Origin of the sequence: Aminobacter sp. Piv2-1 (genome assembly GCF_037625995.1) — a bacterium.
Classification (GTDB): domain Bacteria; phylum Pseudomonadota; class Alphaproteobacteria; order Rhizobiales; family Rhizobiaceae; genus Aminobacter.
Genome location: NZ_JARKMU010000003.1, coordinates 135,687 through 158,050, shown reverse-complemented (window position 1 = coordinate 158,050; position 22,364 = coordinate 135,687). Strand labels below are relative to the sequence as shown.

The window sequence follows — 22,364 nt, the reverse complement described above, 5'->3', positions numbered from 1 at the left end:
TCCTCCTTGGCCGCGTCAGGCTCGTGCCTCCTTGGGCATCCAGTGCCCCGTCCGCGGGCCGATATGCATGTTCAGCGTCTTGGTCTCGGTATAGTCCTCCACCGCATGGCGGCCGAGTTCGCGGCCGATGCCCGACTGCCGGTAGCCGCCGAAGGGCAGTTCGGACGCTCCGTCCATGAAGGTGTTCATCCAGACGGTGCCGGCCCGCACGCGGCGGCCGACCGTCAGGCAGGTGTCGAAGTCGCGGCTCCACACCCCGGCCGAAAGGCCATAGTCGATCGAATTGGCGATGCGGATCGCCTCGTCCGTAGTCTCGAAGGCAAGCACCGAAAGCACCGGTCCGAACACCTCCTCGCGCGCCACCGCCATGTCGGGCGCGACCGACGAAAGGATCGTCGGTTCCATGAACTGGCCGAGGCCGAGATCGGCGGCGGCGCCGCCGACGGCGACATTCGCGCCATGTTCGCTCGCACCTTTCACGTAAGTAACGATCTTCGCAAGATGCTGCGGGGTGATGATAGCACCAACCTGGGTCGAAGGGTCCAGCGGATCGCCGACCTTGACCTTGGCCGAAAGCGCCGCGACACGGCTGGTCACCTCGTCGGCGATGTCGCGATGCACGATCAGGCGCGAGCCGGCGTTGCAGCATTCGCCGGCGTTGAAATAGGCGCCGAACACCGCCGCATCGATGAAGTCGTCGAGATTGGCGTCGGGGAAGACGATCTGCGGGTTCTTGCCGCCGAGTTCCAGCGACACCTTCTTCAAGGTCTGCGCGGCATTGGCCATGGTCAGCCGGCCGATGCCGGTCGAGCCGGTGAACGACACCATGTCGATGTCGGGATGGCTGGTCAGCGGCGCGCCCGCCTCGGGGCCGGTCCCGACGATGATGTTGACCACGCCGGCCGGCACGCCGGCGGCTTCCAGGATCTCGCTCAGCACCAGCGTCGAGCCCGACGTCAGTTCCGACGGCTTGACCACCGCCGTGCAGCCCGCGGCCAGCGCGAAGGGCAGCTTCTGGCTGACGATCAGGAACGGGAAATTCCACGGCGTGATGATCGACACGACGCCGATGGCCTCGCGCAGCACCACGCCCAGCGTGCCGTCGCCCAGCGTGTTGTAGCTCTCGCCATGCAGGTCGCGCGCTAGCGCTGCCGCATAGCGCCAGATGTCGGCGGCGCCGCCGAGTTCACCCTTGGCCTGCGAGATCGGCTTGCCGGATTCGATGCAGTCGAGGAAGGCCAGCTCGTCGGCGCGCTCGTCGATGATGTCGGCGGCCCTGAGCAGGATGCGCGAGCGCTCTGCGCCGGTCATGCGCGGCCAGTGGCCGTCGTCGAAGGCCTTGCGCGCCGCCGCGATGGCGCGGTTCGCGTCGACCGCGGTCGCAGCCTCGTAGCGGCTGACGACGCTGCCGTGGCCGGGGCTGGCGCGCTCGATGGTCTTGCCTTCGGCGCCGCCGGTCCACTTGCCGTCGATCAGCATCTTGAACTCGCGGACCTTGAAGCCGTCGAGCGGCTTGGGGCGCATCAGGACCGTCATCACCATTCTCCCGAAAATTTGGCGGCGCGCTTCTCGCTGAAGGCCGCGAGCCCCTCCTTGAGGTCCCCGGTCTTGGCGACGAGGATCGAGCCCAGCGCCTCGACGGCGGTGCCATTGTCCTCGCCGTTCGCGGTCGCGATCATCAGTTTTGCGACCTCGACCGCCGCCGGGCCGCGCGCCGCGATCCGCGCCGCGTAATCATGCGCGGCAGCCACGGCCCCGCCGGTCTCGACCACATGGTCGACCAGCCCGAGCGCTGCCGCCTCCTCGGCCGAAAAGATCTCGCCGCCCAGCGCCATGCGCCGCACCACCTGCGCGCCGGCGCGGCGCACTAGCCGCTGGGTGCCGGACCAGCCAGGCACCATGCCGAGCCCGGTTTCCGGCAGGCCGATCTTCACGTGGCGCTCGGCGATGCGGATGTCGGCGGCAATGGCGAGTTCCAGACCGCCGCCCAGCGCATGGCCGTTGATGGCGGCGATCAGCGGCATGCGCAAAGTCGCCAGCCGTTCGAACACGCGATGGCCGAAACGCACCCAGGCGTGGCCGAACTCGTTGGCCGTCATGCCGCCCCAGGCCCTGATGTCGCCACCCGCCGAGAACGCCTTGCCCTCGCCGGTCAGGATGGCGACCCGCACATCCGCATTCGCCTCGACCTCGTCGCAGGCCGCCGACAGCGCCTTCAGCATGTCGATGTCGAAGGCATTCAGCTTGTCCGGCCGGGCTGCGGTGATGACGGCGACGGGACCCTGGAACTCGACCTTGATGCGCTGGTCAGCCATGGGCAGCCTCCAGCTTGCGCATCGGCTTGCGCGGCAGCTTGAGGCCGATGGGCGCCTCGGCAAACAGGGCTGAATCCATCTCTTTGAGCTTGTCGGAAACGATCAGCGGGAACTCCGCCTGATCCAGGATATGCGCCCGCAGTTCGACGCCCGGCGCGATCTCGGTCAGCACGATGCCTTGACCCGTCAGCTTCAGCACGCAGCGCTCGGTGACATAGGTGATGTCCTGCCCCTGCTCGACGCCGCGGCGGCCCGAGAAGGTGACGTGCTCGACCTCGTTGACCAGCTTCTTCAGCTTGCCTTCCTTCTCCACCACAAGCTTGCCCGCCTCGATGCCGAGCTTGGCGCCGGCATTGAACATGCCGGAGAAGACGATCTTCCTGGCCCGCGCCGTGATGTCGACGAAGCCGCCCGCCCCCGCCGTCACATGCGGCCTGAAGCTGAGCTTGGAGACGTTGACCGAGCCGCTGCGGTCGATCTCGAGGAACGACAGCAGCGAGGCGTCGAAGCCCGCGCCCTGGAAATAGGTGAACTGGTAGGGCGACGGCATGAAGGCATCGGCATTGGAGGCGCAGCCGAAGGCGAAGTCGAGCAGCGGCACGCCGCCGACGGCCCCCTGCTCGATCACCCAGGTGACCTCGCCATGGAGGCCTTCTTCGAGCAGGATGCGCGGCACGTTGGCCGAGATGCCGAAGCCGAGATTGACGGCGCTGCCCGCCTCCAGCTCCTGTGCCACACGGCGCGCGATCACCTTCTGGATGTTGAATTCCGGCACCCGGAAGCTGTCGAGCGGTCGCATGATCTCGCCCGAGATCGCAGGATCATAGAGCGTCTGCGTCGTCTGCTTCTGCTCGGGGTCGACGACGACGTAGTCGACCAGTATGCCGGGCACGCGCACGTCGTGCGGACGCAGCGAACCGTCCTTGGTGAGGCGCTTGACCTGGGCGATGACGATGCCGCCATTGTTGCGGGCGGCCAGCGCCTGGTCGAGCCCGCCGAGATAGGCGCCCTCATGCTCGTAGGTCAGGTTGCCGCGCTCGTCGGCGGTGGTCGCCCGGATGATCGCCACCTCAGGCTTGATCGCGGGGAAGAAGAGCCAATCCTCGCCCTCGAAGCTGACCTTCCTGACCAGCGGCTCGGCCGCGGCCCGCGCATTCATGGCGCAGCCCTGCCGCTCGGGGTCGACGAAGGTATCGAGCCCGACCTTGGTCATGACGCCCGGCCGCTTGGCGGCCGCCTCGCGGTGCATGTCGAACAGGATGCCCGACGGCACGTTGTAGGCCGCCACCTCCTCGTTGCCGATCATCTGCCAGATCAGCGGCGGCTCGGCGCTCGACGGCCCCGACGGATAGGAGCCGCCGATGATCTTCTGCAGCAGGCCCTTCTTGGCGATGTAGTCGACACCCCTAATGCCGCTCATGTCGCCGGCGGCGATCGGATGCAGCGTCGTGAGGTCGCGCGGATGGCCGGTCGCTTCGAAGCGCTCGCCGATCGCCTTCAGCATCAGGTCGGGGCAACCGAGCCCGCTCGACGACGACACCGAAACGACCGCGCCATCGGGAATGAGCGCCGCAGCCTGAGCAGGGGTGATGTGCTTGCCCATTGTCAGAGCCCCGCCTCGATGGCGACTGCCTTGCCGGTCGCGGCGGCCTTGACGACCGCGAGCCCCGTCGCCAGCGACCACAGGCCGTCCTCGCCCGTCGCCGCAGGCTTGCCCTCGCCGGCGATGGCGTCATGAAAAGTCTGAAGCCCCGCCTCGTAGAGATTGCGCTGGTCGAGCTTGAGTTCGTGCTCGCCCTCCGCGTTGCGCAGCACCACCGAGCCGATGGGTCGCTGCGTCATCACGTTGCGCGCGACCAGCGAACCCTCGGTGCCATGCACCTCGAAACCCGTCTCGGCGAACTTGGTGGTGAACGCATCGTGGAACTGGGCGATGACGCCCGACTTGAAGCGCAGCACGCCCATCACGGCGTCCTCCAGCCCCGCCTGCCCCATACCGCCGCTCTGGCTGAAGGCGATCGCCTCCACCGGATCGTCGTTCAGCACGAAGCGCAGCGTGTCGGCGTCATGCACGGTGATGTCGAGGATCACGCCGCCGCCGGCCTGCGGCTTGTCCAGCCGCCAGCCCTGCAAATGCGGCGGCAGGTAGACGGCGTGGAACACCCGCGCCGCCAGCGGCTTGCCGATCTTGCCGGCCGCAATCGCATCGCGCATCGCCCAGTGGCTCGCCGCGTTGCGCAGATGGTGGTTGGTGCCGAGGATCACGCCCGCTTCGCGCGCGGCCTTCACCATCGCCTGGGCATCGGCGAGCGTCAGCGCCAGCGGCTTCTCACACAGCACATGCTTGCCCGCGCGGGCCGCGGCAATCGCCTGCTCGCGGTGCAGTTCGTTGGTGGTCGAGATGTAGACGGCGTCGATGCCGGCATCGCCGACGATCTCCTCGAGCGAGGTCACCGAATTGGCGATGCCGTTCGCCTGGGCATAGTCCCGGCCGCGCTCGGCATTGGTGCTCATGACCGACACCACCTCGCCGCCGGTCGCGCGGATCGCGCCGATCACCCACTCCCTGGCGATGGTGCTCGCCCCGATCAGACCCCAGCGCGTCATGCCGTCATCGCCTCTCGTTTCATCCGCTGCGACGCCCCGCAGCTCTCGCGCACCACCAGCCGCACCGAGGCGACCAGCGCCTCCGGCTCGAAACTCCCGGAATTGATCTGCTTGAGCAGAAGCTGCGCCGCCCGCCGGCCCATGCCCTGCGGATCGACCGAAACCGTGGTCAGCGCCGGCACCGCCGTCTTCGCCTCGATCACGTCGTCGAAACCGATGACGCCGAAGTCGACGCCCGGCTCGATGCGGGCGCTGCGCAACCCGTCGCAGGCGCCGAACGCCACCGCATCGTTGAAGCACAAGGCCGCCGTCGGCCGGTCGGCCATGGCAAGCAGGCGCTCGACCGCCGCGACGCCGCCCGCCCGCGACGGTGCCGAGCTGATCACCAGCTCTTCCGAAGCATCGAGCCCCGCTTCCACCAGCGCGTCGCGAAAACCGCGCATGCGCTCGTCGAATACGGCCGTGTCGTTGAAGCCGCCGAGGAAGGCGATGCGGCGATGGCCGAGCTCGATCAGGTGCCTGACCGCTGCCGCCGCCCCCGCATGCCCGTCGGATACGACCGAGGAAACCTTGAGCCCGGGCACGTTACGCGCCACCAGCACCACCGGGATACCGCTGTCGACCAGCGGCCTGAGATCGGCGGCCGTCGTGCCGCGCGCCGGCGACAGGATCAGCCCGGCCATGCCGTGCTCGCGCATCGAGGCGATCACCTCGGCCTGTCGGTCGGCATTTTCGGCCGAATTGGCCATGAACTGGATGTAGCCGGCCGACTGCACCACCATGTCCATGCCGACGGCCAGCTCGGCGAAGAAGCTGTTGGTCAGGTCGTTGACGACGATGCCGACGATCTTGGATTTCGACTGGCGCAGGTTGGCGGCGCTGCGGTTGTAGACATAACCGAGCTCGCGGATGACGGCGCCGACCCTGGCGCGGGTCGCCTCGTTGACCAGCGAGCTGCCCTGCAGCACCAGCGACACGGTCGACTTCGACACGCCGGCGGCGCGCGCAACATCGACGACTGTCACCTTGGACTGCTTCAACGCCATCCTCCCAGAAGGGCTTGCAGACGGGCATCTCCGGCCCGTTTTGCGAGTCCAATAATTGGAACGTTCCAAACTGTCAAGCAGGGAAGATCGGCAGCGCCGCCATTCTCGCACCAGCTGCACATGCCGATGCACGGCTGTCGAAATGCTCAAATTGTGCACAATTCCGCATTTCAAACGATTTACCATACCAAACCGGAACGCGACCGCCGGCGACTGCGTGAACTCGAGCCGATCGCGCCGTCCCAGCGAAGTCGAGCGCAAAAATCAACTTGAAATTTGGAACGTTCTAAATTACGAGATGCAGCCGATCAGGGGAGGAACCCATGGCCAGGCCAGTGAAGCTTCCGCGAGCCGACCGCTCGATCGAGACCTACGCCCTTGTCGGCACGCCGACCGAGCGGCCGGCGACCGCCCCCGTTTTCAACCGCATCGCCTATGCCGCGGCCCATGTCGTCTCCGACCCGTGGACTGATGCCACGCAGTGGAACAGCCCGGCCATCGACTGGGATGCGACCATGGCCTTCCGCCATCATCTCTGGTCGCTCGGCTTCAAGATCGCCGAGGCGATGGACACCTCGCAGCGCGGCATGGGGCTCGACTGGGCCGGCGCGCAGGAGCTGATCCGCCGCTCGCTTGCCGAGGCGCGCAGCGTGCCGGGCGCAGACCTCGCCTGCGGCGCCGGCACCGACCAGCTCGACAAACGCGACGCGCGTTCGCTCGACGACGTGGTCGCCGCCTATGAGGAACAGCTCGGCTTCATCGAAAAACACGGCGGCCGCGCCATCATGATGGCCAGCCGCGCGCTGGCGCATGTGGCGAAATCCCCCGACGACTACCGCGAGGTCTATGGCCGCATCCTCGGCCAGGCCAGGGACAAGGTCGTGCTGCACTGGCTGGGCGACATGTTCGATCCCGAGCTCCGGGGCTATTGGGGCGGCGACCGCTTCGAGGACACGCTGGAGACCGTGCTCTCCATCATCACCGACCACCGGGACAAGGTCGAAGGCATCAAGATCTCGCTGCTCGACCAGGCCTATGAGGTCGAGCTGCGCCGCCGCCTGCCCGAAGGCGTGATCTGTTTCACCGGCGACGATTTCAACTATGCCGCGCTGATTGAGGGCGACGGCACGCACCACAGCCACGCCCTGCTCGGCATCTTCGACGCGGTGGCGCCACAGGCGTCGAAGGCGTTGGCCGCGCTCGCCAGGAACGACCTCGCCACCTTCCGCGGCACCATCGAGCCGACGGTGCCGCTGTCGCGCAAGATCTTCGAGGCGCCGACCCAGTACTACAAGGCCGGCGTCGTCTTCCTCGCCTGGCTCAACGGCCACCAGAGCCATTTCACCATGCCTGCCGGCATGCAGGCCGCGCGCGGCATGAACCACTACGCCGATATCTTCCGTCTTGCTGACCGGGCCAACGTGCTCGACAAGCCCGACCTCGCCGCCGAACGCATGACGGCGCTCATGATGCAGTACGGCATAGCCTGAGCGGCTACATCAGCCCGAGCTGCTTGTAGAAGCCGAGCGCGTCGTAATAGTCGCTCTGGCTGGCGATCTTGCCGTCCTTGACCGAGAACATCGAAGCGCCGGTGAAGGAGAACTTCTTGCCGGTCGCCTTGGTGCCGTCGGCCCAGTCGCCCGAGTTGGTGCCCGAGAACTCCCACTCGAACGACACGCGGTCGTCCTGGACGACGGGCGCGCCCTTCATCGTCCAGGCAGCGTCCGGCACGGCCTTGAGGAAGTTGTCGATCACGCCGGTCTTGGCCGCCTCCTTGCCCTCGACGGGCTTGCCGACCGAGGCGTCGTAATAGACGACATTGTCGGCGAAAAGCTCGGCCGCCTTGGCCGAGTCATGCGCGTTCCAGGCCGCGAGATAGGCCTCGACGACAGCCTGCGGCGCATCCTGCGCCCAGGCGGGTGCCGCGGCAACAAGCAGGGCGGCCACGGCCGCGGATGCGAGAAACTGGCGGCGATGCATGGCGATCCTCCATTCGTTTCCTGCACTTATTCTTACTGCCGCCGGAACTGCGAGGGAATGGCCTGCCCTCTTCCCAAAACCCTTCCCGCCCTGTTTAGTCCGCGCCATGGCCTTCACGCTTCGCCAGCTCCAGTTCTTCGTCGCCGTCGCCGAGCAGGGCACCATCTCGCGCGCGGCGCAGAACCTGTCGATCTCGCAATCGTCGGTCACCGAGGCGATCAAGGAACTGGAGGCCGATCTCGGCGTCGAGCTGTTCGAGCGCCATCCGCGCGGCCTCAACATCACCCACAAGGGCCATCAGTTCCTGCGCCACGCCACCAAGATCCTGGCCGACGTGTCGGACGCGCGGCGCACCTTCTTCGGCGGGCAGGCGGCGACCACCGGCCAGCTCAAGCTGGGCGTCACCTCGCTGGTCGCGGGTTACGTGCTTTCCGACCTGCTCGCCCGCTACCGCCGCGCCCACCCGGCGGTGGACATCACCGCCATCGAGGACAATGGCGACTATCTCGAACACCTGCTGGTCGGCGGCAAGCTGGACGTCGCCGTCATGGTGACCTCCAACCTGCGCGACCGCATGGCCCTGCAGTCGGAGATCCTCGAGGTCTCTGCCTACCGCCTCTGGCTGCCGCTCGGCCATCCGCTGGCCTCCGCTGAGATCATCAGCATCGGCGACATCGCTACCGAGCCGTTGATCATGCTGTCGGTCGACGAGATCGAGGAGAACACCGGCAAGCTGCTTTCGGCCATCGGCGCCAAGCCGCATGTCGCCTTCCGCACTCGCTCGGTCGAGGCGGTGCGCTCGCTGGTGGCGACCGGCGCCGGCGTCGCACTCCTGCCCGACCTCGTCTACCGGCCGTGGTCGCTCGAAGGCGACCGCATCGAATCCCGCGACGTGTCGGGCTCGCTTCCCGTCGTGCAGGTGGGCATGGTGTGGCGGCGCGGCTCGTCGCTGCCGGCCGCCGCGCGCGACTTCATCGGCATCGCCCAGGCCCAGCGCACGGTCCGCCAGCGGCTTTGACGCCGTGCCGCCGACGGCCACGGAGCAGTCAGGCGAACCGCGCCTTGAGTAGCCGCGTCATCGGCGCTTCGACATAGGCAAAGACGAATATGGCGATGACCGTGACGATGAACGGGGCCGCAACCAGCACGAAAATCGGAAACGCCCGTGACGACTGCTGCATGGCAACGATCTTCGCCGATGCGCCGTTGACGAACTGGTGGCAGAGGTAGATCGCATAGGTCGCCTTGGCGATGAAGTTCACCGGCACCGATCGCACCAGATAACCTGCCTTCTCCAGCATGACGGTGCCCAGGAGAATGCCAGATGCCGGCACGCCCAGTGCGAGCAGCCGCGCCATGTCCGGCCACAGGAACGGCCGCGCCAGGACGGCGGCAACGCTCGCCAGGATGATCGCGGCACCAACGGCGAGGCCCCTTCGCCCCGGCAGCAAGGCGGCGGCACCAACGGAGGTGAGCCGATAGATGAGCACGCCGAAGGCGAAGTCGATGAGGATCGGATTGGTGTAGGCGATGAGGGCGGGACTTTCGGGTGGCCACGCCTCTCCGACGAGCACCAGCGCGACCACGAAGACCGACGCCAGATAGACGCCATGCCTGACGCTCACTAGCTGGAAGGCGGCGATGACGAGGCTGAATTCGACGATGACGACGAGCGTCCAGGTGGGGTGCAGGATCGGATACGGGCCGTAGGGGATGAAGGCGAGCGACATGGCCAGCTCCCTCAGGGTGGGGGCGCCGTAGCTGGTTGCCGTGCTCTTGGCAAAATAGGCGAGCACGGTGAAAAGCCAGTAGAGCGGCAGGATGCGGATGGCCCTGTCGCGAAGATAGACCCCGGCAGGCTTGCCGGACCGTCCCAGCACATGCGCCGAGAGGAAGCCCGAGACGACGAGGAAGAGATCGGTTCCGAAGCGGAGGACCTCTACGATGCGCGTTCCGGCGCCGATGTCGGCGAAGATCAGGTCGAGGTGGACGTAGACGATGCCGTAGGCGCCGATCAGCCGCAGGATCTGGATGTTGTTCCAGAACAGCCGATCGCCGGACGCGGCAAGCTGCTTCGCCGTCAGCTCGTATTCCTGGCCGATGCGGCCGGATGTCGGACGCACGAAAGCCGTTGCGACATGCACCCAACGCGCGGGAGAGGCATTTGCCGCGCCCCATGACCCCTTGGCGCCGATGCGTGAAACGCCGCGCCAGACGCACAGGCAAAGCAGGCTCGCGGCCAATGCCACCAGCCCAAGGACGCCAAGCGTTGAAACTGCCCTCATTGCATGCGCCTGCAGTTCGGCCCGTTGCAGTCGCAAATAGCGGCGTCCGGAGACGCCGATTTTCGCGCTCCGACAGGGGTATCGCAGCAACACGATAGCTGTTGCGCCGGAAGTTGAGAATTGACGCAAAGGGATACTGCGGCAGCCGGGGTCTAATGCTTTCGGCTGGACGCAGCAGGGCCGTGACATCAGGCGCCATCTAAAGTGGTGCTGGCTAGACGCAGACGACATGGTGAAGCTATCGGAAAAACCGATATCGGCTTTCTTTCGAATGAATTTGCGAAACCGGGCTTTTCGCCGCACCCTTCATCCAGGGCAACACCGCCGATGGAAGCGGTCCCTGATGGGAGGATCGACATGAAGTCATTTCTGAAATCCTGCACGGCCATTGCGTTGGCGTGCAGCTTTTCCGGCCAGGCCTTGGCGCAGGAGATGGTGAAGGAAGTTGGCAAGGGCGAAGGCCAGCTCAACATCATCGCATGGCCGGGCTATATCGAGCGCGGCGAGACCGACAAGAACTACGACTGGGTCTCGGAGTTCGAGAAGCAGTCGGGCTGCAAGGTCAACGTCAAGACCGCGGCCACCTCCGACGAAATGGTGGCGCTGATGAACGAGGGCGGCTTCGACCTCGTCACCGCCTCGGGCGACGCATCGCTCAGGCTCGTTGCCGGCAAGCGCGTCCAGCCCATCAACCTCGACCTCATCAAGAGCTGGTCGACGGTCGACGAGCGCCTCAAGGATGCGCCCTGGTTCACCGTCGACGGCAAGCACTACGGCGTGCCCTATCAGTGGGGGCCGAACGTGCTGATGTACAACAAGGACGTCTTCAAGGAAGCGCCCAAGAGCTGGAGCGTCGTCTTCGAGGAATCGACGCTGCCGGACGGCAAGTCCAACAAGGGCCGCGTCCAGGCCTATGACGGTCCGATCTACATCGCCGACGCCGCCAACTACCTGATGGCGCACAAGCCGGAGCTCGGCATCAAGGATCCCTACGAGCTCAACGAGGACCAGTACAAGGCGGCGCTCGACCTCCTGCGTCAGCAGCGCACGCTGGTCGGCCGCTACTGGCACGACGCCATGATCCAGATCGACGACTTCAAGAACGAAGGCGTGGTGGCGTCGAGCTCCTGGCCCTTCCAGGTCAATCTGCTCGGCTCCGAAAAGCAGCCCATCGGCTCGACCATCCCGGAAGAGGGCGCCACCGGGTGGGCGGACACCACCATGATGCATGCCGAGGCCGCCAATCCGAACTGCGCCTACATGTGGCTCGAGCATTCGCTCAATCCGAAGCTGCAGGGCGACCTCGCCTCCTGGTTCGGCTCGAACCCGGCCGTGCCGGCAGCCTGCAAGGGCAACGAGCTGCTCGGCGAGGAAGGCTGCAAGACCAACGGCTTCGAAGACTTCGCCAAGATCAGGTTCTGGAAGACGCCGGTGTCGAAATGCGCCAGCCAGAACGACCAGTGCGTGCCCTACTACCGCTGGGTGTCGGACTATATCGGCGTGATCGGCGGCCGCTGAGCCCTACCCTCCCCTTGCGGGACGGGACGACGCGTGGCGTCGGGGTGTGGGTGTGCCACATGGTGCATCTACCCCCCATCCGCGCCTTCGGCGCGACCTTCCCACAAGGGGGAGGTTGGCCATGTCATCGCCTTGCCCTTCTCCCGGTTTCGACTGGGAGAAGGTGCCGGCAGGCGGATGAGGGGCGGCGCCCCTCTGCATCTGAAGAGTCGGACAACGACATGACCCCAGCTGTCTCATTCCAGAAAGTCTCGCGTCACTTCGGCGCCGTGCGCGCCGTGGATGCGGTCGACCTCGAAATCAAGCCGGGCGAGTTCTTCGCCATGCTGGGGCCGTCGGGGTCCGGCAAGACCACCTGCCTCAGGCTGATCGCCGGCTTCGAGCAGCCGACGTCGGGCAGCATCTCAATCTTCGGCGAACGCGCCGAGGGCGTGCCACCCTACCGGCGCAACGTCAACACCGTGTTCCAGGACTACGCGCTGTTCCCGCATCTCAACGTACTCGACAACGTCGCCTACGGGCTGATGGTCAAGGGCGTCGGCAAGGAACAGCGCCTGCGCGAGGCCGAAGAGGCGCTCAGGCTGGTGCAGCTGCCCGGCTACGGCGGCCGCAAGCCGGGGCAGCTTTCGGGCGGCCAGCGGCAGCGCGTGGCGCTCGCCCGCGCGCTCGTCAACAAGCCCAAGGTGCTGCTCCTCGACGAGCCGCTCGGGGCGCTGGACCTCAAGCTGCGCGAGAACATGCAGGAAGAGCTCAAGGCGCTGCAGAAGGCGCTCGGCATCACCTTCGTCTTCGTCACCCACGACCAGGGCGAGGCGCTGTCGATGGCCGACCGCGTCGCCGTCTTCAACGACGGCCGCATCATGCAGGTCGGCACGCCGGAGGAGATCTACCAGCGCCCCGCCTCGCGTTTCGTCGCCGACTTCGTCGGCTCGTCCAACGTGTTGCCGCCGGATTTCGTGCAGCGCCACTCGGGCCAGCGCCGCTGGGGCAGCCTGCGTCCGGAGCAGATCCGCGTGCTGCGCCAGGCCAGCGGCGATGGCGTCGCCGCCCGCGTGCTCTCTCGCCACTATCTGGGCGCAGCCACGAAGCTCGCGCTCGATGCCGACGGCCTCAGGCTGCATGCCTCCCTCCCCGCCGGAGCTTCCGTCCCCGACGACGGCGAGCATGTGGTGCTCGCCTTCAGCCGCGACCAGCTCCATCTCATGGAGGAGCAGGCATGACCGTCCAGGCCGTGACCGGGGCGACGGGAACCGCCGCGATCCTGCCCAAGCGGGGCGGCATCGCCGGGGCGCTGTCGGACCTGCTCTGGCGCAGGCCGGGGCTGCTCCTCCTGCTCATGCTGGCGCCGCCGCTGCTCTGGCTCGGCATCGTCTATATCGGCTCGCTTCTGGCGCTGCTCGCGCAGAGCTTCTTCTCGATCGACGAATATTCCGGCCTGATCAACCGCGAGTTCACGCTCAAGACCTATGGCGACCTGCTGCAGGCGGCCAATATCGACATCATCATCCGCACCGTGACGATGGCGGTGCTGGTCACGCTCGCCTCGGCGGCCATCGCCTTCCCCATCGCCTACTACGCGGCGCGCTACGCCCGCGGCACCTGGAAGGCGCTGTTCTATCTCGGCGTCATGCTGCCCCTGTGGTCGAGCTACCTGGTCAAGGTCTATGCCTGGAAGCTAATCCTCGCCAAGGAAGGCATCCTGACCTGGCTGTTCGCCAAGCTGCAGCTGTCGTGGCTGCTCGACGGCTGGCTGTCGCTGCCCGTCGTCGGCGGCAACTCGCTGTCGGTCTCCTTCACCGGCACCTTCATCGTCTTCGTCTATGTCTGGCTGCCCTTCATGATCCTGCCGATCCAGGCTGCGCTCGAGCGCGTGCCCGGCAACCTGGTCGAGGCCTCGTCCGACCTCGGCGCCTCGCCCGGCCAGACCTTCAGGAACGTCATCTTCCCGCTGGCATTGCCGGGCATCGTCGCCGGCTCGATCTTCACCTTCTCGCTGACGCTCGGCGACTACATCATCCCGCAGATCATCGGCACGTCCAGGCTGTTCATCGGCCAGGCCGTCTATGCCCAGCAGGGCACCGCCGGCAACATCCCGCTCGCCGCCGCCTTCACCGTGGTTCCCATCGTCATCATGGGCTTCTACCTCTGGGGCGCCAAACGCATGGGAGCCTTCGATGCGCTCTAGTTCGTTCGTCACCTCCGGCCTTACCCCCACCCCAGACCCCTCCCCACAGGGGGGAGGCGGATTCTGGAGCCGCCCTGCCCTCCAACTTGCTGTCGCCCATGTTCGGGACAATCCGGCGGGACTGCAGAAGACGTCCCCCTCCCCCTTGTGGGGTGGGGGTATTCAGGAACGCAAGGGGAGCCGGCATCATGCGCTCTGACCGTTCGCAATCGGCCCCGCGCGGGCTCAAGATCGCGGCAGCCGCGGGCCTCGCCTTCCTGCACCTGCCGATCCTGCTGATCTTCGTCTACGCCTTCACCACCGAGGAGAAGAGCTACCAGTGGCCGCCGCCCGGCTTCACCACCCAGTGGTTCGGCGTGACCTGGGGACGGCCCGACGTGTGGCAGGCGCTCGGCCTGTCGGTCCAGGTCGCAGCAATCTCGACCACGATAGCACTCGTGCTCGGCACGCTCTGCGCCGCCGCCGTCAGCCAGACGCGCTTCTTCGGCCGCGAGGCGATCTCGCTGCTCGTCATCCTGCCGATCGCGCTGCCCGGCATCATCACCGGCATCGCCCTGCGCTCGGCCTTCAGCCTGGCGGAGATCCCGTTCTCGTTCTGGACGATCGTGCTCGGCCACGCGACCTTCTGCGTCGTGGTCGTCTACAACAACGCGGTCGCCCGCTTCCGCCGCACCTCGGGCTCCCTGATCGAGGCCTCGATGGACCTCGGCGCCGACGGCTTCCAGACTTTCCGGCACGTGATCCTGCCCAACATCGGCACGGCGCTTCTCGCCGGCGGCATGCTCGCATTCGCGCTGTCCTTCGACGAAGTCATCGTCACCACCTTCACCGCCGGCCAGCAGGAGACCGTGCCGATCTGGATGCTCGAGGAGCTGGTCAGGCCGCGCCAGCGCCCGGTCACCAACGTCGTCGCCATGGTCGTCGTGCTTGTCACGCTGCTGCCGATCCTCGCCGCCTACTACCTGACCCGCGAAGGCGACCAGATCGCCGGGGCAGGAAAATAAGAATCGAAAGGGAGAAATCATGGACACCCAGATGCTGATCGGCTCGAAATTCGAGCGCGGAACCGAAACCGACGAGGCGATCCTCAACCCGCGCACCGGCGAGACGATCCTGAACCTGCCCGAGGCTTCGCCGGCGCAGATCGAGGCGGCGGTCGCTGCCGCCGAAAAGGCCTTCGTGACCTGGTCGAAGACCACGCCCGCCCAGCGCTCGGGCTACCTGCTCAAGATCGCCGACCGTATCGAGGCCGAGGCCACCGAATTCGCCCGCCTCGAGGCACTCAACTGCGGCAAGCCGATCAACGCGGTGCTCAACGACGAGATCCCGGCGATCGTCGACTGCTACCGCTTCTTCGCAGGCGCGGTGCGCTCGATGCCGGGCCTCGTCGCCGGCGAATACCTGCCCGGCCACACCTCGATGATCCGGCGCGACCCGGTCGGCGTCGTCGCCTCGATCGCGCCGTGGAACTATCCGCTGATGATGATGGCCTGGAAGCTGGCGCCGGCCATCGGCGGCGGCAACACGGTCGTCTTCAAGCCGTCGGAGCAGACGCCGCTGACGGCGCTGAAGCTCGCCAGGATCCTCGCCGACGTGCTGCCCGAGGGCGTGGTCAACGTCGTGCTCGGCCGCGGCGAAAGCGTCGGCAACACGCTGATCAACCACGCCAAGGTCGGCATGATCTCGATCACCGGCGACGTCGCCACCGGCAAGAAAGTGTTGCAGGCGGCAGCCAAGTCGGTCAAGCGCACCCATCTCGAACTCGGCGGCAAGGCCCCGGTCATCGTCTTCGACGATGCCGACATCGACGCCGTGGTCACCGGCCTGCGCGCCTTCGGCTACTACAATGCCGGCCAGGACTGCACCGCCGCCTGCCGCATCTATGCCGGCAAGAAGATCTACGACAAGCTCGTCGCCGACCTGTCCTCGGCCGTATCGACCATCCGCTACGGTCACGCCGACGACACCGAGAACGAGATCGGGCCGCTGATCTCGCGCCGCCAGCGCGATCGCGTCGCCTCCTTCGTCGAGCGCGCCTCCGAGCTCAAGCACATCGACATCACCACCGGCGGACAGCCGGGCGACGGCGGCGGCTTCTACTACCAGCCGACGGTGGTCGCAGGCGCCCTGCAGGAGGACGAGATCGTCCGCCGCGAGGTGTTCGGCCCGGTCGTCTCGGTGACCCGCTTCTCGGATGTCGACGAGGCGGTCGGCTGGGCCAACGACAGCGACTACGGGCTGGCGTCGTCGGTGTGGACCAAGGACATCTCGCGCGCCATGGCGACCGCCGCCCGGCTGCAATATGGCTGCACCTGGATCAACACCCACTTCATGCTGACCAACGAGATGCCGCATGGCGGGCTCAAGCAGTCCGGCTACGGCAAGGACATGTCGGTCTATGCGCTGGAGGACTATACCGCCGTTCGCCATGTGATGATCGCGCACGGCTAGACACGAGGGCGGGAATGCGCTTCATGCCCAAGCATTTCCGCTCTCAGGGCACTTCCCACGTCGAGGAAGATGCCGCGCGCTACCCCTGGGACCCCGCCCCGATCCGCTGTGCGGATCGACCCTCCCCCCAAGGGGGAGGGAAAGTCACGCACCCTCACCCTACGTTGCCCCCCTCTGGCCTGCCGGCCATCTCCCCCACAGGTGGGGAGATCAGCCGTCATCACTACCTTCGCCAACCTTCTACCTTGCAAGACGAGCCAGACGGGGTGACGCTGCTAATCTCCCCACCTGTGGGGGGTGAGGAGTGGTCGCCGAAGGCGACGAAAAGCCAATTGCTTGGCTTTTCGAACGACGAACGCCGGCAGGCCAGAGGGGGGCGCGAAGGAATGCGGCGGTGACGAAGAAAGTCGCCGGCCGTGGAGACTGTTTCCACATCCACAAAAGCGATCGGGGCGGGAAATCCCGCCCCGACGCAATCCGGTGACCGGCGCGAAACGGCTAATGCAGCACCAGCACGTCGCCGGAGGAGAAGCTGATCTCGGTCTTTTCGCCGACGACGGGCGGCGGGGTCGAGGAGTTGTTGAAGGTATCGAGCGAGACCATGTTTTGGCCGACGCCGACGCGGACGCGGATGACCGAACCCAGGAAATGCACGTCGGCGATCTGGCCGCTGAGGCTGGTGTCGGTGCCGGGACGGCGGCCGAGCGAGATCGCCTCGGGGCGCAGCGCCAAGGACAGCGTGTCGCCCGAGCGCGAGCCGTTGAGCTTGCCCTGGAGGCCGATCTCCTCGGTGTTGATGCGGACCTTGCCGGAGGCAGCGTCGGAGACCGTGGCCTCGAGCACGTTGAGCGTGCCGACGAAATTGGCGACGAACTTGGTCGAGGGCCGGTTGTAGATCTCGAACGGCGTGCCGGTCTGGTCGGCGCGGCCCTCGTTCATCACCACGATGCGGTCGGACATCGACAGCGCCTCTTCCTGGTCGTGGGTGACGAAGATGGTGGTGATGCCGAGCTTCTTCTGGATCGAGCGGATTTCCTCGCGCAGCGAGATGCGCACCTTGGCGTCGAGCGCCGACAACGGCTCGTCGAGCAGAAGCAGCTTGGGCTTGGGCGCCAGCGCGCGGGCGAGCGCGATGCGCTGCTGCTGGCCACCCGACAGCTGGTAGGGATAGCGGTCGCCGAAATCGGGCAGCTTGATGATGTTGAGCATCTCGGCGATGCGCGCCTGGGCCTCTGCCTTGGGCATGCCGGCGACCTTGAGGCCGAAGCCGATGTTCTGCGCGACCGTCAGGTTGGGGAACAGCGCATAGGCCTGGAAAACCATGCCGATGTTGCGCTGGTTGGGCTTGAGGCCGGTGACGTCCTTGCCACCGATCAGCACCTTGCCGGCGCTGGGCTCCTCGAAGCCGGCGACGATGCGCAGCATGGTGGTCTTGCCGCAGCCCGACGGCCCGAGGAAGGACACGAATTCGCCGGCACCGACGTCGAGGTTGAAATCCTTGACCACGGCGACATTGCCGAAGGACTTCTTGACGCTCTGGATGGAAAGGAAGGGATCGGCCATTGGCTTTTGCTCTTTTTGTTCAGTTCGGGCGGTTTGCCGACTTCGGCGCGAAACGGGCGAGGATCTGGATCACCGACATGCAGCCCCAGGTGATGGCAAAGGCGATGACCGCAAGCGCCGCCGGCTCATAGGCGCGGTTGGCGCCGATGTTCTGCAGGTAGGGGCCGAAGGCCGGACGGTTGAGCAGGCTTGCCAGCGTGAACTCGCCGATGACGATGGCGAAGGTCAGGAAGGCGCCCGACAGCACGGCGATCAGCACGTTGGGCAGGATGACGCGGGCGATGATGGTCGTCCAGCCGGCGCCGAGAATCTGCGCCGCCTCGGTCAGCGTGCGCACGTCGATGGTGCGCAGGCCGGTGTCGACGGCGCGGTACATGTAGGGCAGCGCCAGCGTCGCATAGCCGATGACCAGCAGTGCATCGGTGCCGCGCGCCGAGCCGAGGAACGGCAGCGGCGATGACGAGCCGTACATCCTGATGTAGCCGAAGACGATGACGATGGCCGGGATGACCAGCGGCAAAAGCGTGATGAACTCGACGACCGGCCGGAGCTGCGGCATACGCAGCCTGATCCAGTAGGCCGTGGGCACCACGAGCAGGACGCCGAGCAGGATGGTGAACACGGCGACCGTCACCGAATAGGCGAAGGTCTCCTGGAAGCGGCTGTCGCCGAGCACGATGCGATAGGCATCGAAGGAGTATTCGCCGCGGCGCATGCGTAGCGAGAACTCGAAGGTGGCAATCAGGGGAATGAAGAAATAGGCGGTGCCGATGGCAAACACGAGCCAGGCCCAGAAGCGACCGGTCTTCATTTGAGCCACCTCTCGCTGCGGGTGCGGAACCAGATGTAGAAGATGTTGGCGAGGCCGGTGACAACGATCATGCCGAAGGCCAGGGCGTAGCCGAGATGCGGATTGTGCAGCACGTCGCCGCGGATCTGGGCATAGAGCTTGATGGGGACGATGTTGAGCGACGAGCCGGTGAAGGCGTAGGCCGTGGCAATGGCGCCAAAGGCATTGGCGAACAAGAGGATGACCGTGCCGAGGAAGCTCGGCCACAAGACCGGGATGACGACCATGCGCCAATATTGCCAGGTGGTGGCGCCGAGGGTGGCTGCCGCCTCGCCCCACTCCTTCTTCAGGCCGTCGATGGCCGGCGTGATGATGACGATCATCAGCGGGATCTGGAAGAACAGGTAGACGATGATCAGGCCCCACGACGTCAGTACGTTGAAGCCCAGCGCGTAGATGTTGATGCCGAAGACGTCGCGCAGGATGACGGTGACGAGACCGAGGCGGCCGAGCGTCGCGAGGAAGGCGAAGGCCAGCGGCACACCGGCGAAATTGGAGGCAACGCCGGAGAAGGTCATGGTCGACGAGCGCACCCAGGCGGGCAGGCCGCCGCGGACGATGGCAATCGCCATGGCGAGACCGACGAAGGCGCCGACGGTGGCCGACCAGAAGCTGATCTTGATCGACACCCAGTAGGCGTCGCGGATCGAAGCGTCGAGGAACAGCTGGCGGATGTTGTCGAGCGTGTACTGCCCCTCGGCGTTCTGGAACGCGCCGACCACGAGATAGAGCGTCGGCAGGATAAGAAACATCAGGGCGAAGATGAAGAACGGAGCCACGCCGAACCAATGGGTGGGCAGGCGGAAGCCGCGCTGCGCCTCGGGCGGAGCGGCTTGGGCGGCAACTGCCGCGGTCGATACACTGGCTTCGTTCATGCGGGCGCCATGGTTCGTGCGCCGCCACGGCCGGAATTTCCGGCAGGCGAACGCAGATTCAATAGTTCAGAGCGAGATCGAACGCAAAGCCGCAGTCGATGCCGGCGATCGCGCCCTATGAAAAGGCGGGCGACGGCCTGGCCGCCACCCGCCAAATCGAGACCCGATTACTGGACGTTGGCGCCGACCACCGAATCCCAGTTCTTGGTGATGCCTTCCTTGGCCTTCGCCTGATCGTCGAGGGTCGGGAACACGGCCTGCTCGTAGGCGGCCGCCGGCGGCAGCTTGTCGAGCATCTCCTGCGGGATCTTGCCGTTCTTGGCGAGATCGTTGAAGCGGATCGGGTGGCAGTAGCCCTTCAGCCAGCCGAGCTGGCCCTCGTCGGAGTAGAGATACTCCATCCACAGCTTGGCTGCATTCGGATGCGGCGCATAGGCGCTGATCGCCTGGACGTAGACGCCGGCGATGACGCCCGTCTTCGGGACGATGACGTCGACCGGCGGGTTGCCGTTCAGCGTGTCGCGGCCCGCAAGCGCATTGTAGTCCCAGGTGATCAGGATCGGGGTCTGGCCCTGGGCCAGCGTCGCCGACTTGCCGATGACCGGAACGAAGTTGCCCTTGGCGTTCAGCTCCTTGAAGAAGGCGAGGCCCTTCTCGGCAGCGCCGGCGGCGTCGGTGGCGCCAGCGGCGAGGCCGGCGGCGTAGACGCCCTGGATCGCCTGGTTCGAGGCGCGCGGATCACCGGCAAGCGCGACGCTGTTGGCGTATTCCGGCTTGAGCAGGTCGGCCCAGTCGGTCGGAGCTTCCTTGACGAGGTCCTTGTTCACTTCGAACGACAGCACGCCGTAATAGTCGCCGTACCAGTAGCCGTCGGCGTCCTTGGCGGTGTCGGGGATCGAATCCCAGGTCGAGACCTTGTAGGGCTGGATCAGGCCGTCGGCCTTAGCCTGCGGGCCATAGGAGAGACCGACGTCGATGACGTCAGGTGCCTGCGGTCCCTTGTTGTCCTTGTTGGCCTTGATCGCCTCGATCTCGTCGCTCGAACCCGCGTCGGGGTTGAGCTCGTTGACGGTGATCTCGGGATACTTCTTCTTGAAACCTTCGATGACCGCGCCGTAGCCGCACCAGTCGTGCGGCAGCGCGATTGTGGTCAGCTGCCCCTCAGCCTTCGCGGCAGCCTCGAGCGCGGCCATATCCTGGGCCGACGCGATGGCCGTCGTCACCATGAGCGACGCCGCGCTTAGGGAAAGTACCTTCCCTGCAAACATGAACATGTTGTTCTCTCCGTTGAACTGACGCCATGAGACGCCTGCGATGCGGTACCGGCTTCGTGTGACAGTCACATGAAGGTTAGGTGAAGCCCGCTTCTGCAGCGCCAAAAAGTTAACTACTTTTAATCGGTTGTCGCAATCGGTGCCGTTGTTTTCCGGCTAAATAATTCGGGCTCCCCCTGCCCTTTCCCCTCCGTCTTTTGATGTTGATTAGAAGTCGAGTTTGCCCGACTCCACTTGTCTCAAACCGTCCCTTCGATGGCGTTTTCAAGCAAGCCGAGCGCTGCTTTCTTGGTGAGCTTGACCGGATTGCCGCCGGCGGTCGGATCGACCACGGCCATGTCTGCGATCAGGGCTTTACGCTTCTTGTCCATGTCAAGCCCCTTGATCAGGCCCGGCAGCGCGTGCGGCACCTTGAGCTCCTTGCGCAGCTTGATGACCGCCTTGGCGAAGCCGTCGAAGCCGCCCTTGATGCCGCAATAGGCCGACAGGCGGACGATCTTGTCCTCGATGGCGTCGCGGTTGAAGGCGAGCACATAGGGCATGAACACGGCGTTGGTCATGCCGTGGTGGGTGTCGTAGAGCGCGCCGATGGGGTGCGACAGCGAGTGGATGGCGCCCAGCCCCTTCTGGAAGGCGGCGGCGCCCATGGCGGCGGCGCTCATCATGTGGGCGCGGGCGACGAGGTCCTTGCCGTTGGCAAACGCCTTGGGCAGGTTCTCGAACACCAGGCGGATGCCTTCGACCGCGATGCCGTCGGCCATCGGGTGGTAGCCGGGCGCGCAATAGGCCTCGAGGCAGTGGGCGAAGGCGTCCATGCCGGTGCCGGCGGTGATGAAGGACGGCATGCCGACCGAAAGTTCCGGATCGGCGATGACGATCGCCGGCAGCAGCTTGGGATGGAAGATGACCTTCTTGGTGTGGGTCTCCTCGTTGGTGATCACCCCGGCGCGGCCGACCTCGGAGCCGGTGCCGGCGGTGGTGGGCACGGCGACGATGGGGGCAATCGCGTCGGAATTGGCGCGGGTCCACCAGTCGCCGATGTCCTCGAAGTCCCACACCGGGCGGGTCTGCCCGGCCTGGAAGGCGATCAGCTTGCCGAGGTCGAGCGCCGAGCCGCCGCCGAAGGCGATGACGCCGTCATGCTTGCCCTTCCTGAACACGGCGATGCCGGCGGTGAGGTTCGATTCGACCGGGTTCGGCTTGACGTCGGAGAAGACGCCGTAGGGCACCTTGGCGTCGTCGAGGATCTTCAGCGTCGAGGCGACGACCGGCAGCTTGGCTAGGCCCGGATCGGTGACGAACAGCGGCTTCTTGATGCCGGTGGCGGCCAGCGCGTCGGGCAGCTCGGAGATGCGGCCGGCGCCGAAGCGCACGGTGGTCGGGTAGTTCCACTTGGAAACGAGTTTGGACATTTT

General features: G+C 66.1%; 19 protein-coding genes. 7 read left to right on the top strand and 12 right to left on the bottom strand.

Annotation, left to right across the window (positions count from 1 at the left end; translation table 11 throughout):
* Window positions 1-15 precede the first annotated feature (15 nt).
* Genes AmiPiv_RS06975 through AmiPiv_RS06955 form a run of 5 tightly spaced genes read right to left on the bottom strand, consistent with a single transcriptional unit; the run spans window position 16 to window position 5,968 of the window.
* A complete protein-coding gene (locus AmiPiv_RS06975; RefSeq protein ID WP_340036612.1) occupies window positions 16-1,536 on the bottom strand; it encodes an aldehyde dehydrogenase family protein in 1,521 nt (506 codons plus the stop codon).
* A complete protein-coding gene (locus tag AmiPiv_RS06970; protein ID WP_340036611.1) occupies window positions 1,536-2,315 on the bottom strand; it encodes an enoyl-CoA hydratase/isomerase family protein in 780 nt (259 codons plus the stop codon). The genes AmiPiv_RS06975 and AmiPiv_RS06970 overlap by 1 nt, the downstream gene beginning before the upstream one ends.
* On the bottom strand, window positions 2,308-3,918 hold the full coding sequence (locus tag AmiPiv_RS06965) for an acyl CoA:acetate/3-ketoacid CoA transferase (RefSeq protein WP_340036610.1): 1,611 nt from the start codon (window positions 3,916-3,918) through the stop codon (window positions 2,308-2,310). Before AmiPiv_RS06965 ends, AmiPiv_RS06970 begins: the two co-directional genes overlap by 8 nt.
* Before the next feature lie 2 nt (window positions 3,919-3,920).
* Window positions 3,921-4,922, bottom strand: coding sequence for a Gfo/Idh/MocA family protein (locus tag AmiPiv_RS06960; protein WP_340036609.1), 1,002 nt, complete (start codon window positions 4,920-4,922; stop codon window positions 3,921-3,923).
* Complete coding sequence (locus AmiPiv_RS06955) at window positions 4,919-5,968, bottom strand: LacI family DNA-binding transcriptional regulator (protein ID WP_445206913.1); 1,050 nt, start codon at window positions 5,966-5,968, stop codon at window positions 4,919-4,921. Before AmiPiv_RS06955 ends, AmiPiv_RS06960 begins: the two co-directional genes overlap by 4 nt.
* A gap of 323 nt (window positions 5,969-6,291) precedes the next feature.
* Between AmiPiv_RS06955 and AmiPiv_RS06950 the strand changes: the two genes are divergently transcribed.
* On the top strand, window positions 6,292-7,458 hold the full coding sequence (locus AmiPiv_RS06950) for a dihydrodipicolinate synthase family protein (protein ID WP_340036607.1): 1,167 nt from the start codon (window positions 6,292-6,294) through the stop codon (window positions 7,456-7,458).
* A 4-nt stretch (window positions 7,459-7,462) separates the two neighbouring features.
* Here AmiPiv_RS06950 and AmiPiv_RS06945 read toward each other — a convergent pair whose 3' ends face one another.
* Window positions 7,463-7,948: an ester cyclase gene (locus AmiPiv_RS06945; protein WP_340036606.1), complete on the bottom strand. Its 486-nt coding sequence runs from the start codon at window positions 7,946-7,948 to the stop codon at window positions 7,463-7,465.
* A 106-nt stretch (window positions 7,949-8,054) separates the two neighbouring features.
* On the opposite strand from AmiPiv_RS06945, the gene AmiPiv_RS06940 reads away from it, so the two are divergent.
* Window positions 8,055-8,966: a LysR family transcriptional regulator gene (locus AmiPiv_RS06940; protein ID WP_340036605.1), complete on the top strand. Its 912-nt coding sequence runs from the start codon at window positions 8,055-8,057 to the stop codon at window positions 8,964-8,966.
* Window positions 8,967-8,994: 28 nt separating this feature from the next.
* Here the strand turns inward: AmiPiv_RS06940 and AmiPiv_RS06935 are convergent, their stop codons facing one another.
* Window positions 8,995-10,233, bottom strand: coding sequence for an acyltransferase family protein (locus AmiPiv_RS06935; protein WP_340036604.1), 1,239 nt, complete (start codon window positions 10,231-10,233; stop codon window positions 8,995-8,997).
* A gap of 357 nt (window positions 10,234-10,590) precedes the next feature.
* On the opposite strand from AmiPiv_RS06935, the gene AmiPiv_RS06930 reads away from it, so the two are divergent.
* The 5 genes from AmiPiv_RS06930 (at window position 10,591) to AmiPiv_RS06910 (ending at window position 16,387) form a co-directional block, all read left to right on the top strand.
* Window positions 10,591-11,751: an ABC transporter substrate-binding protein gene (locus AmiPiv_RS06930; RefSeq protein ID WP_340036603.1), complete on the top strand. Its 1,161-nt coding sequence runs from the start codon at window positions 10,591-10,593 to the stop codon at window positions 11,749-11,751.
* A gap of 221 nt (window positions 11,752-11,972) precedes the next feature.
* Window positions 11,973-12,971 carry an ABC transporter ATP-binding protein gene (locus AmiPiv_RS06925; RefSeq protein WP_340036602.1) on the top strand — a complete coding sequence of 333 codons (999 nt, stop codon included), beginning with the start codon at window positions 11,973-11,975 and terminating at the stop codon, window positions 12,969-12,971.
* Window positions 12,968-13,936 carry an ABC transporter permease gene (locus AmiPiv_RS06920; protein WP_340036601.1) on the top strand — a complete coding sequence of 323 codons (969 nt, stop codon included), beginning with the start codon at window positions 12,968-12,970 and terminating at the stop codon, window positions 13,934-13,936. The genes AmiPiv_RS06925 and AmiPiv_RS06920 overlap by 4 nt, the downstream gene beginning before the upstream one ends.
* Window positions 13,937-14,124: 188 nt before the next feature.
* Window positions 14,125-14,940, top strand: a complete 816-nt coding sequence (locus AmiPiv_RS06915; RefSeq protein WP_340036600.1) for an ABC transporter permease — start codon at window positions 14,125-14,127, stop codon at window positions 14,938-14,940.
* A gap of 19 nt (window positions 14,941-14,959) precedes the next feature.
* Complete coding sequence (locus AmiPiv_RS06910) at window positions 14,960-16,387, top strand: gamma-aminobutyraldehyde dehydrogenase (protein WP_340036599.1); 1,428 nt, start codon at window positions 14,960-14,962, stop codon at window positions 16,385-16,387.
* A 498-nt stretch (window positions 16,388-16,885) separates the two neighbouring features.
* Here the strand turns inward: AmiPiv_RS06910 and AmiPiv_RS06905 are convergent, their stop codons facing one another.
* The 5 genes from AmiPiv_RS06905 to AmiPiv_RS06885 all read right to left on the bottom strand — a co-directional run bounded on the left by AmiPiv_RS06905 (window position 16,886) and on the right by AmiPiv_RS06885 (window position 22,361).
* Window positions 16,886-17,950 carry an ABC transporter ATP-binding protein gene (locus AmiPiv_RS06905; RefSeq protein ID WP_340036598.1) on the bottom strand — a complete coding sequence of 355 codons (1,065 nt, stop codon included), beginning with the start codon at window positions 17,948-17,950 and terminating at the stop codon, window positions 16,886-16,888.
* A gap of 19 nt (window positions 17,951-17,969) precedes the next feature.
* Window positions 17,970-18,761, bottom strand: a complete 792-nt coding sequence (locus tag AmiPiv_RS06900; protein ID WP_340036597.1) for an ABC transporter permease — start codon at window positions 18,759-18,761, stop codon at window positions 17,970-17,972.
* Window positions 18,758-19,675, bottom strand: a complete 918-nt coding sequence (locus AmiPiv_RS06895; RefSeq protein WP_445206912.1) for an ABC transporter permease — start codon at window positions 19,673-19,675, stop codon at window positions 18,758-18,760. The genes AmiPiv_RS06900 and AmiPiv_RS06895 overlap by 4 nt, the downstream gene beginning before the upstream one ends.
* A gap of 167 nt (window positions 19,676-19,842) precedes the next feature.
* Window positions 19,843-20,949 carry an ABC transporter substrate-binding protein gene (locus tag AmiPiv_RS06890; protein WP_340036596.1) on the bottom strand — a complete coding sequence of 369 codons (1,107 nt, stop codon included), beginning with the start codon at window positions 20,947-20,949 and terminating at the stop codon, window positions 19,843-19,845.
* Between the two features lie 239 nt (window positions 20,950-21,188).
* On the bottom strand, window positions 21,189-22,361 hold the full coding sequence (locus AmiPiv_RS06885; RefSeq protein WP_340036595.1) for an iron-containing alcohol dehydrogenase: 1,173 nt from the start codon (window positions 22,359-22,361) through the stop codon (window positions 21,189-21,191).
* Between the last annotated feature and the right edge of the window lie 3 nt (window positions 22,362-22,364).

Coding starts and splice junctions, on each gene's coding strand:
- AmiPiv_RS06910 (WP_340036599.1), top strand. CDS start 14,960: ATGGACACCCAGATGCTGATCGGCTCGAAATTCGAGCGCGGAACCGAA.
- AmiPiv_RS06950 (WP_340036607.1), top strand. CDS start 6,292: ATGGCCAGGCCAGTGAAGCTTCCGCGAGCCGACCGCTCGATCGAGACC.
- AmiPiv_RS06945 (WP_340036606.1), bottom strand. CDS start 7,948: ATGCATCGCCGCCAGTTTCTCGCATCCGCGGCCGTGGCCGCCCTGCTT.
- AmiPiv_RS06885 (WP_340036595.1), bottom strand. CDS start 22,361: ATGTCCAAACTCGTTTCCAAGTGGAACTACCCGACCACCGTGCGCTTC.
- AmiPiv_RS06960 (WP_340036609.1), bottom strand. CDS start 4,922: ATGACGCGCTGGGGTCTGATCGGGGCGAGCACCATCGCCAGGGAGTGG.
- AmiPiv_RS06925 (WP_340036602.1), top strand. CDS start 11,973: ATGACCCCAGCTGTCTCATTCCAGAAAGTCTCGCGTCACTTCGGCGCC.
- AmiPiv_RS06955 (WP_445206913.1), bottom strand. CDS start 5,968: ATGGCGTTGAAGCAGTCCAAGGTGACAGTCGTCGATGTTGCGCGCGCC.
- AmiPiv_RS06915 (WP_340036600.1), top strand. CDS start 14,125: ATGCGCTCTGACCGTTCGCAATCGGCCCCGCGCGGGCTCAAGATCGCG.
- AmiPiv_RS06965 (WP_340036610.1), bottom strand. CDS start 3,918: ATGGGCAAGCACATCACCCCTGCTCAGGCTGCGGCGCTCATTCCCGAT.
- AmiPiv_RS06935 (WP_340036604.1), bottom strand. CDS start 10,233: ATGAGGGCAGTTTCAACGCTTGGCGTCCTTGGGCTGGTGGCATTGGCC.
- AmiPiv_RS06895 (WP_445206912.1), bottom strand. CDS start 19,675: ATGAACGAAGCCAGTGTATCGACCGCGGCAGTTGCCGCCCAAGCCGCT.
- AmiPiv_RS06930 (WP_340036603.1), top strand. CDS start 10,591: ATGAAGTCATTTCTGAAATCCTGCACGGCCATTGCGTTGGCGTGCAGC.
- AmiPiv_RS06900 (WP_340036597.1), bottom strand. CDS start 18,761: ATGAAGACCGGTCGCTTCTGGGCCTGGCTCGTGTTTGCCATCGGCACC.
- AmiPiv_RS06905 (WP_340036598.1), bottom strand. CDS start 17,950: ATGGCCGATCCCTTCCTTTCCATCCAGAGCGTCAAGAAGTCCTTCGGC.
- AmiPiv_RS06890 (WP_340036596.1), bottom strand. CDS start 20,949: ATGTTCATGTTTGCAGGGAAGGTACTTTCCCTAAGCGCGGCGTCGCTC.
- AmiPiv_RS06970 (WP_340036611.1), bottom strand. CDS start 2,315: ATGGCTGACCAGCGCATCAAGGTCGAGTTCCAGGGTCCCGTCGCCGTC.
- AmiPiv_RS06920 (WP_340036601.1), top strand. CDS start 12,968: ATGACCGTCCAGGCCGTGACCGGGGCGACGGGAACCGCCGCGATCCTG.
- AmiPiv_RS06975 (WP_340036612.1), bottom strand. CDS start 1,536: ATGACGGTCCTGATGCGCCCCAAGCCGCTCGACGGCTTCAAGGTCCGC.
- AmiPiv_RS06940 (WP_340036605.1), top strand. CDS start 8,055: ATGGCCTTCACGCTTCGCCAGCTCCAGTTCTTCGTCGCCGTCGCCGAG.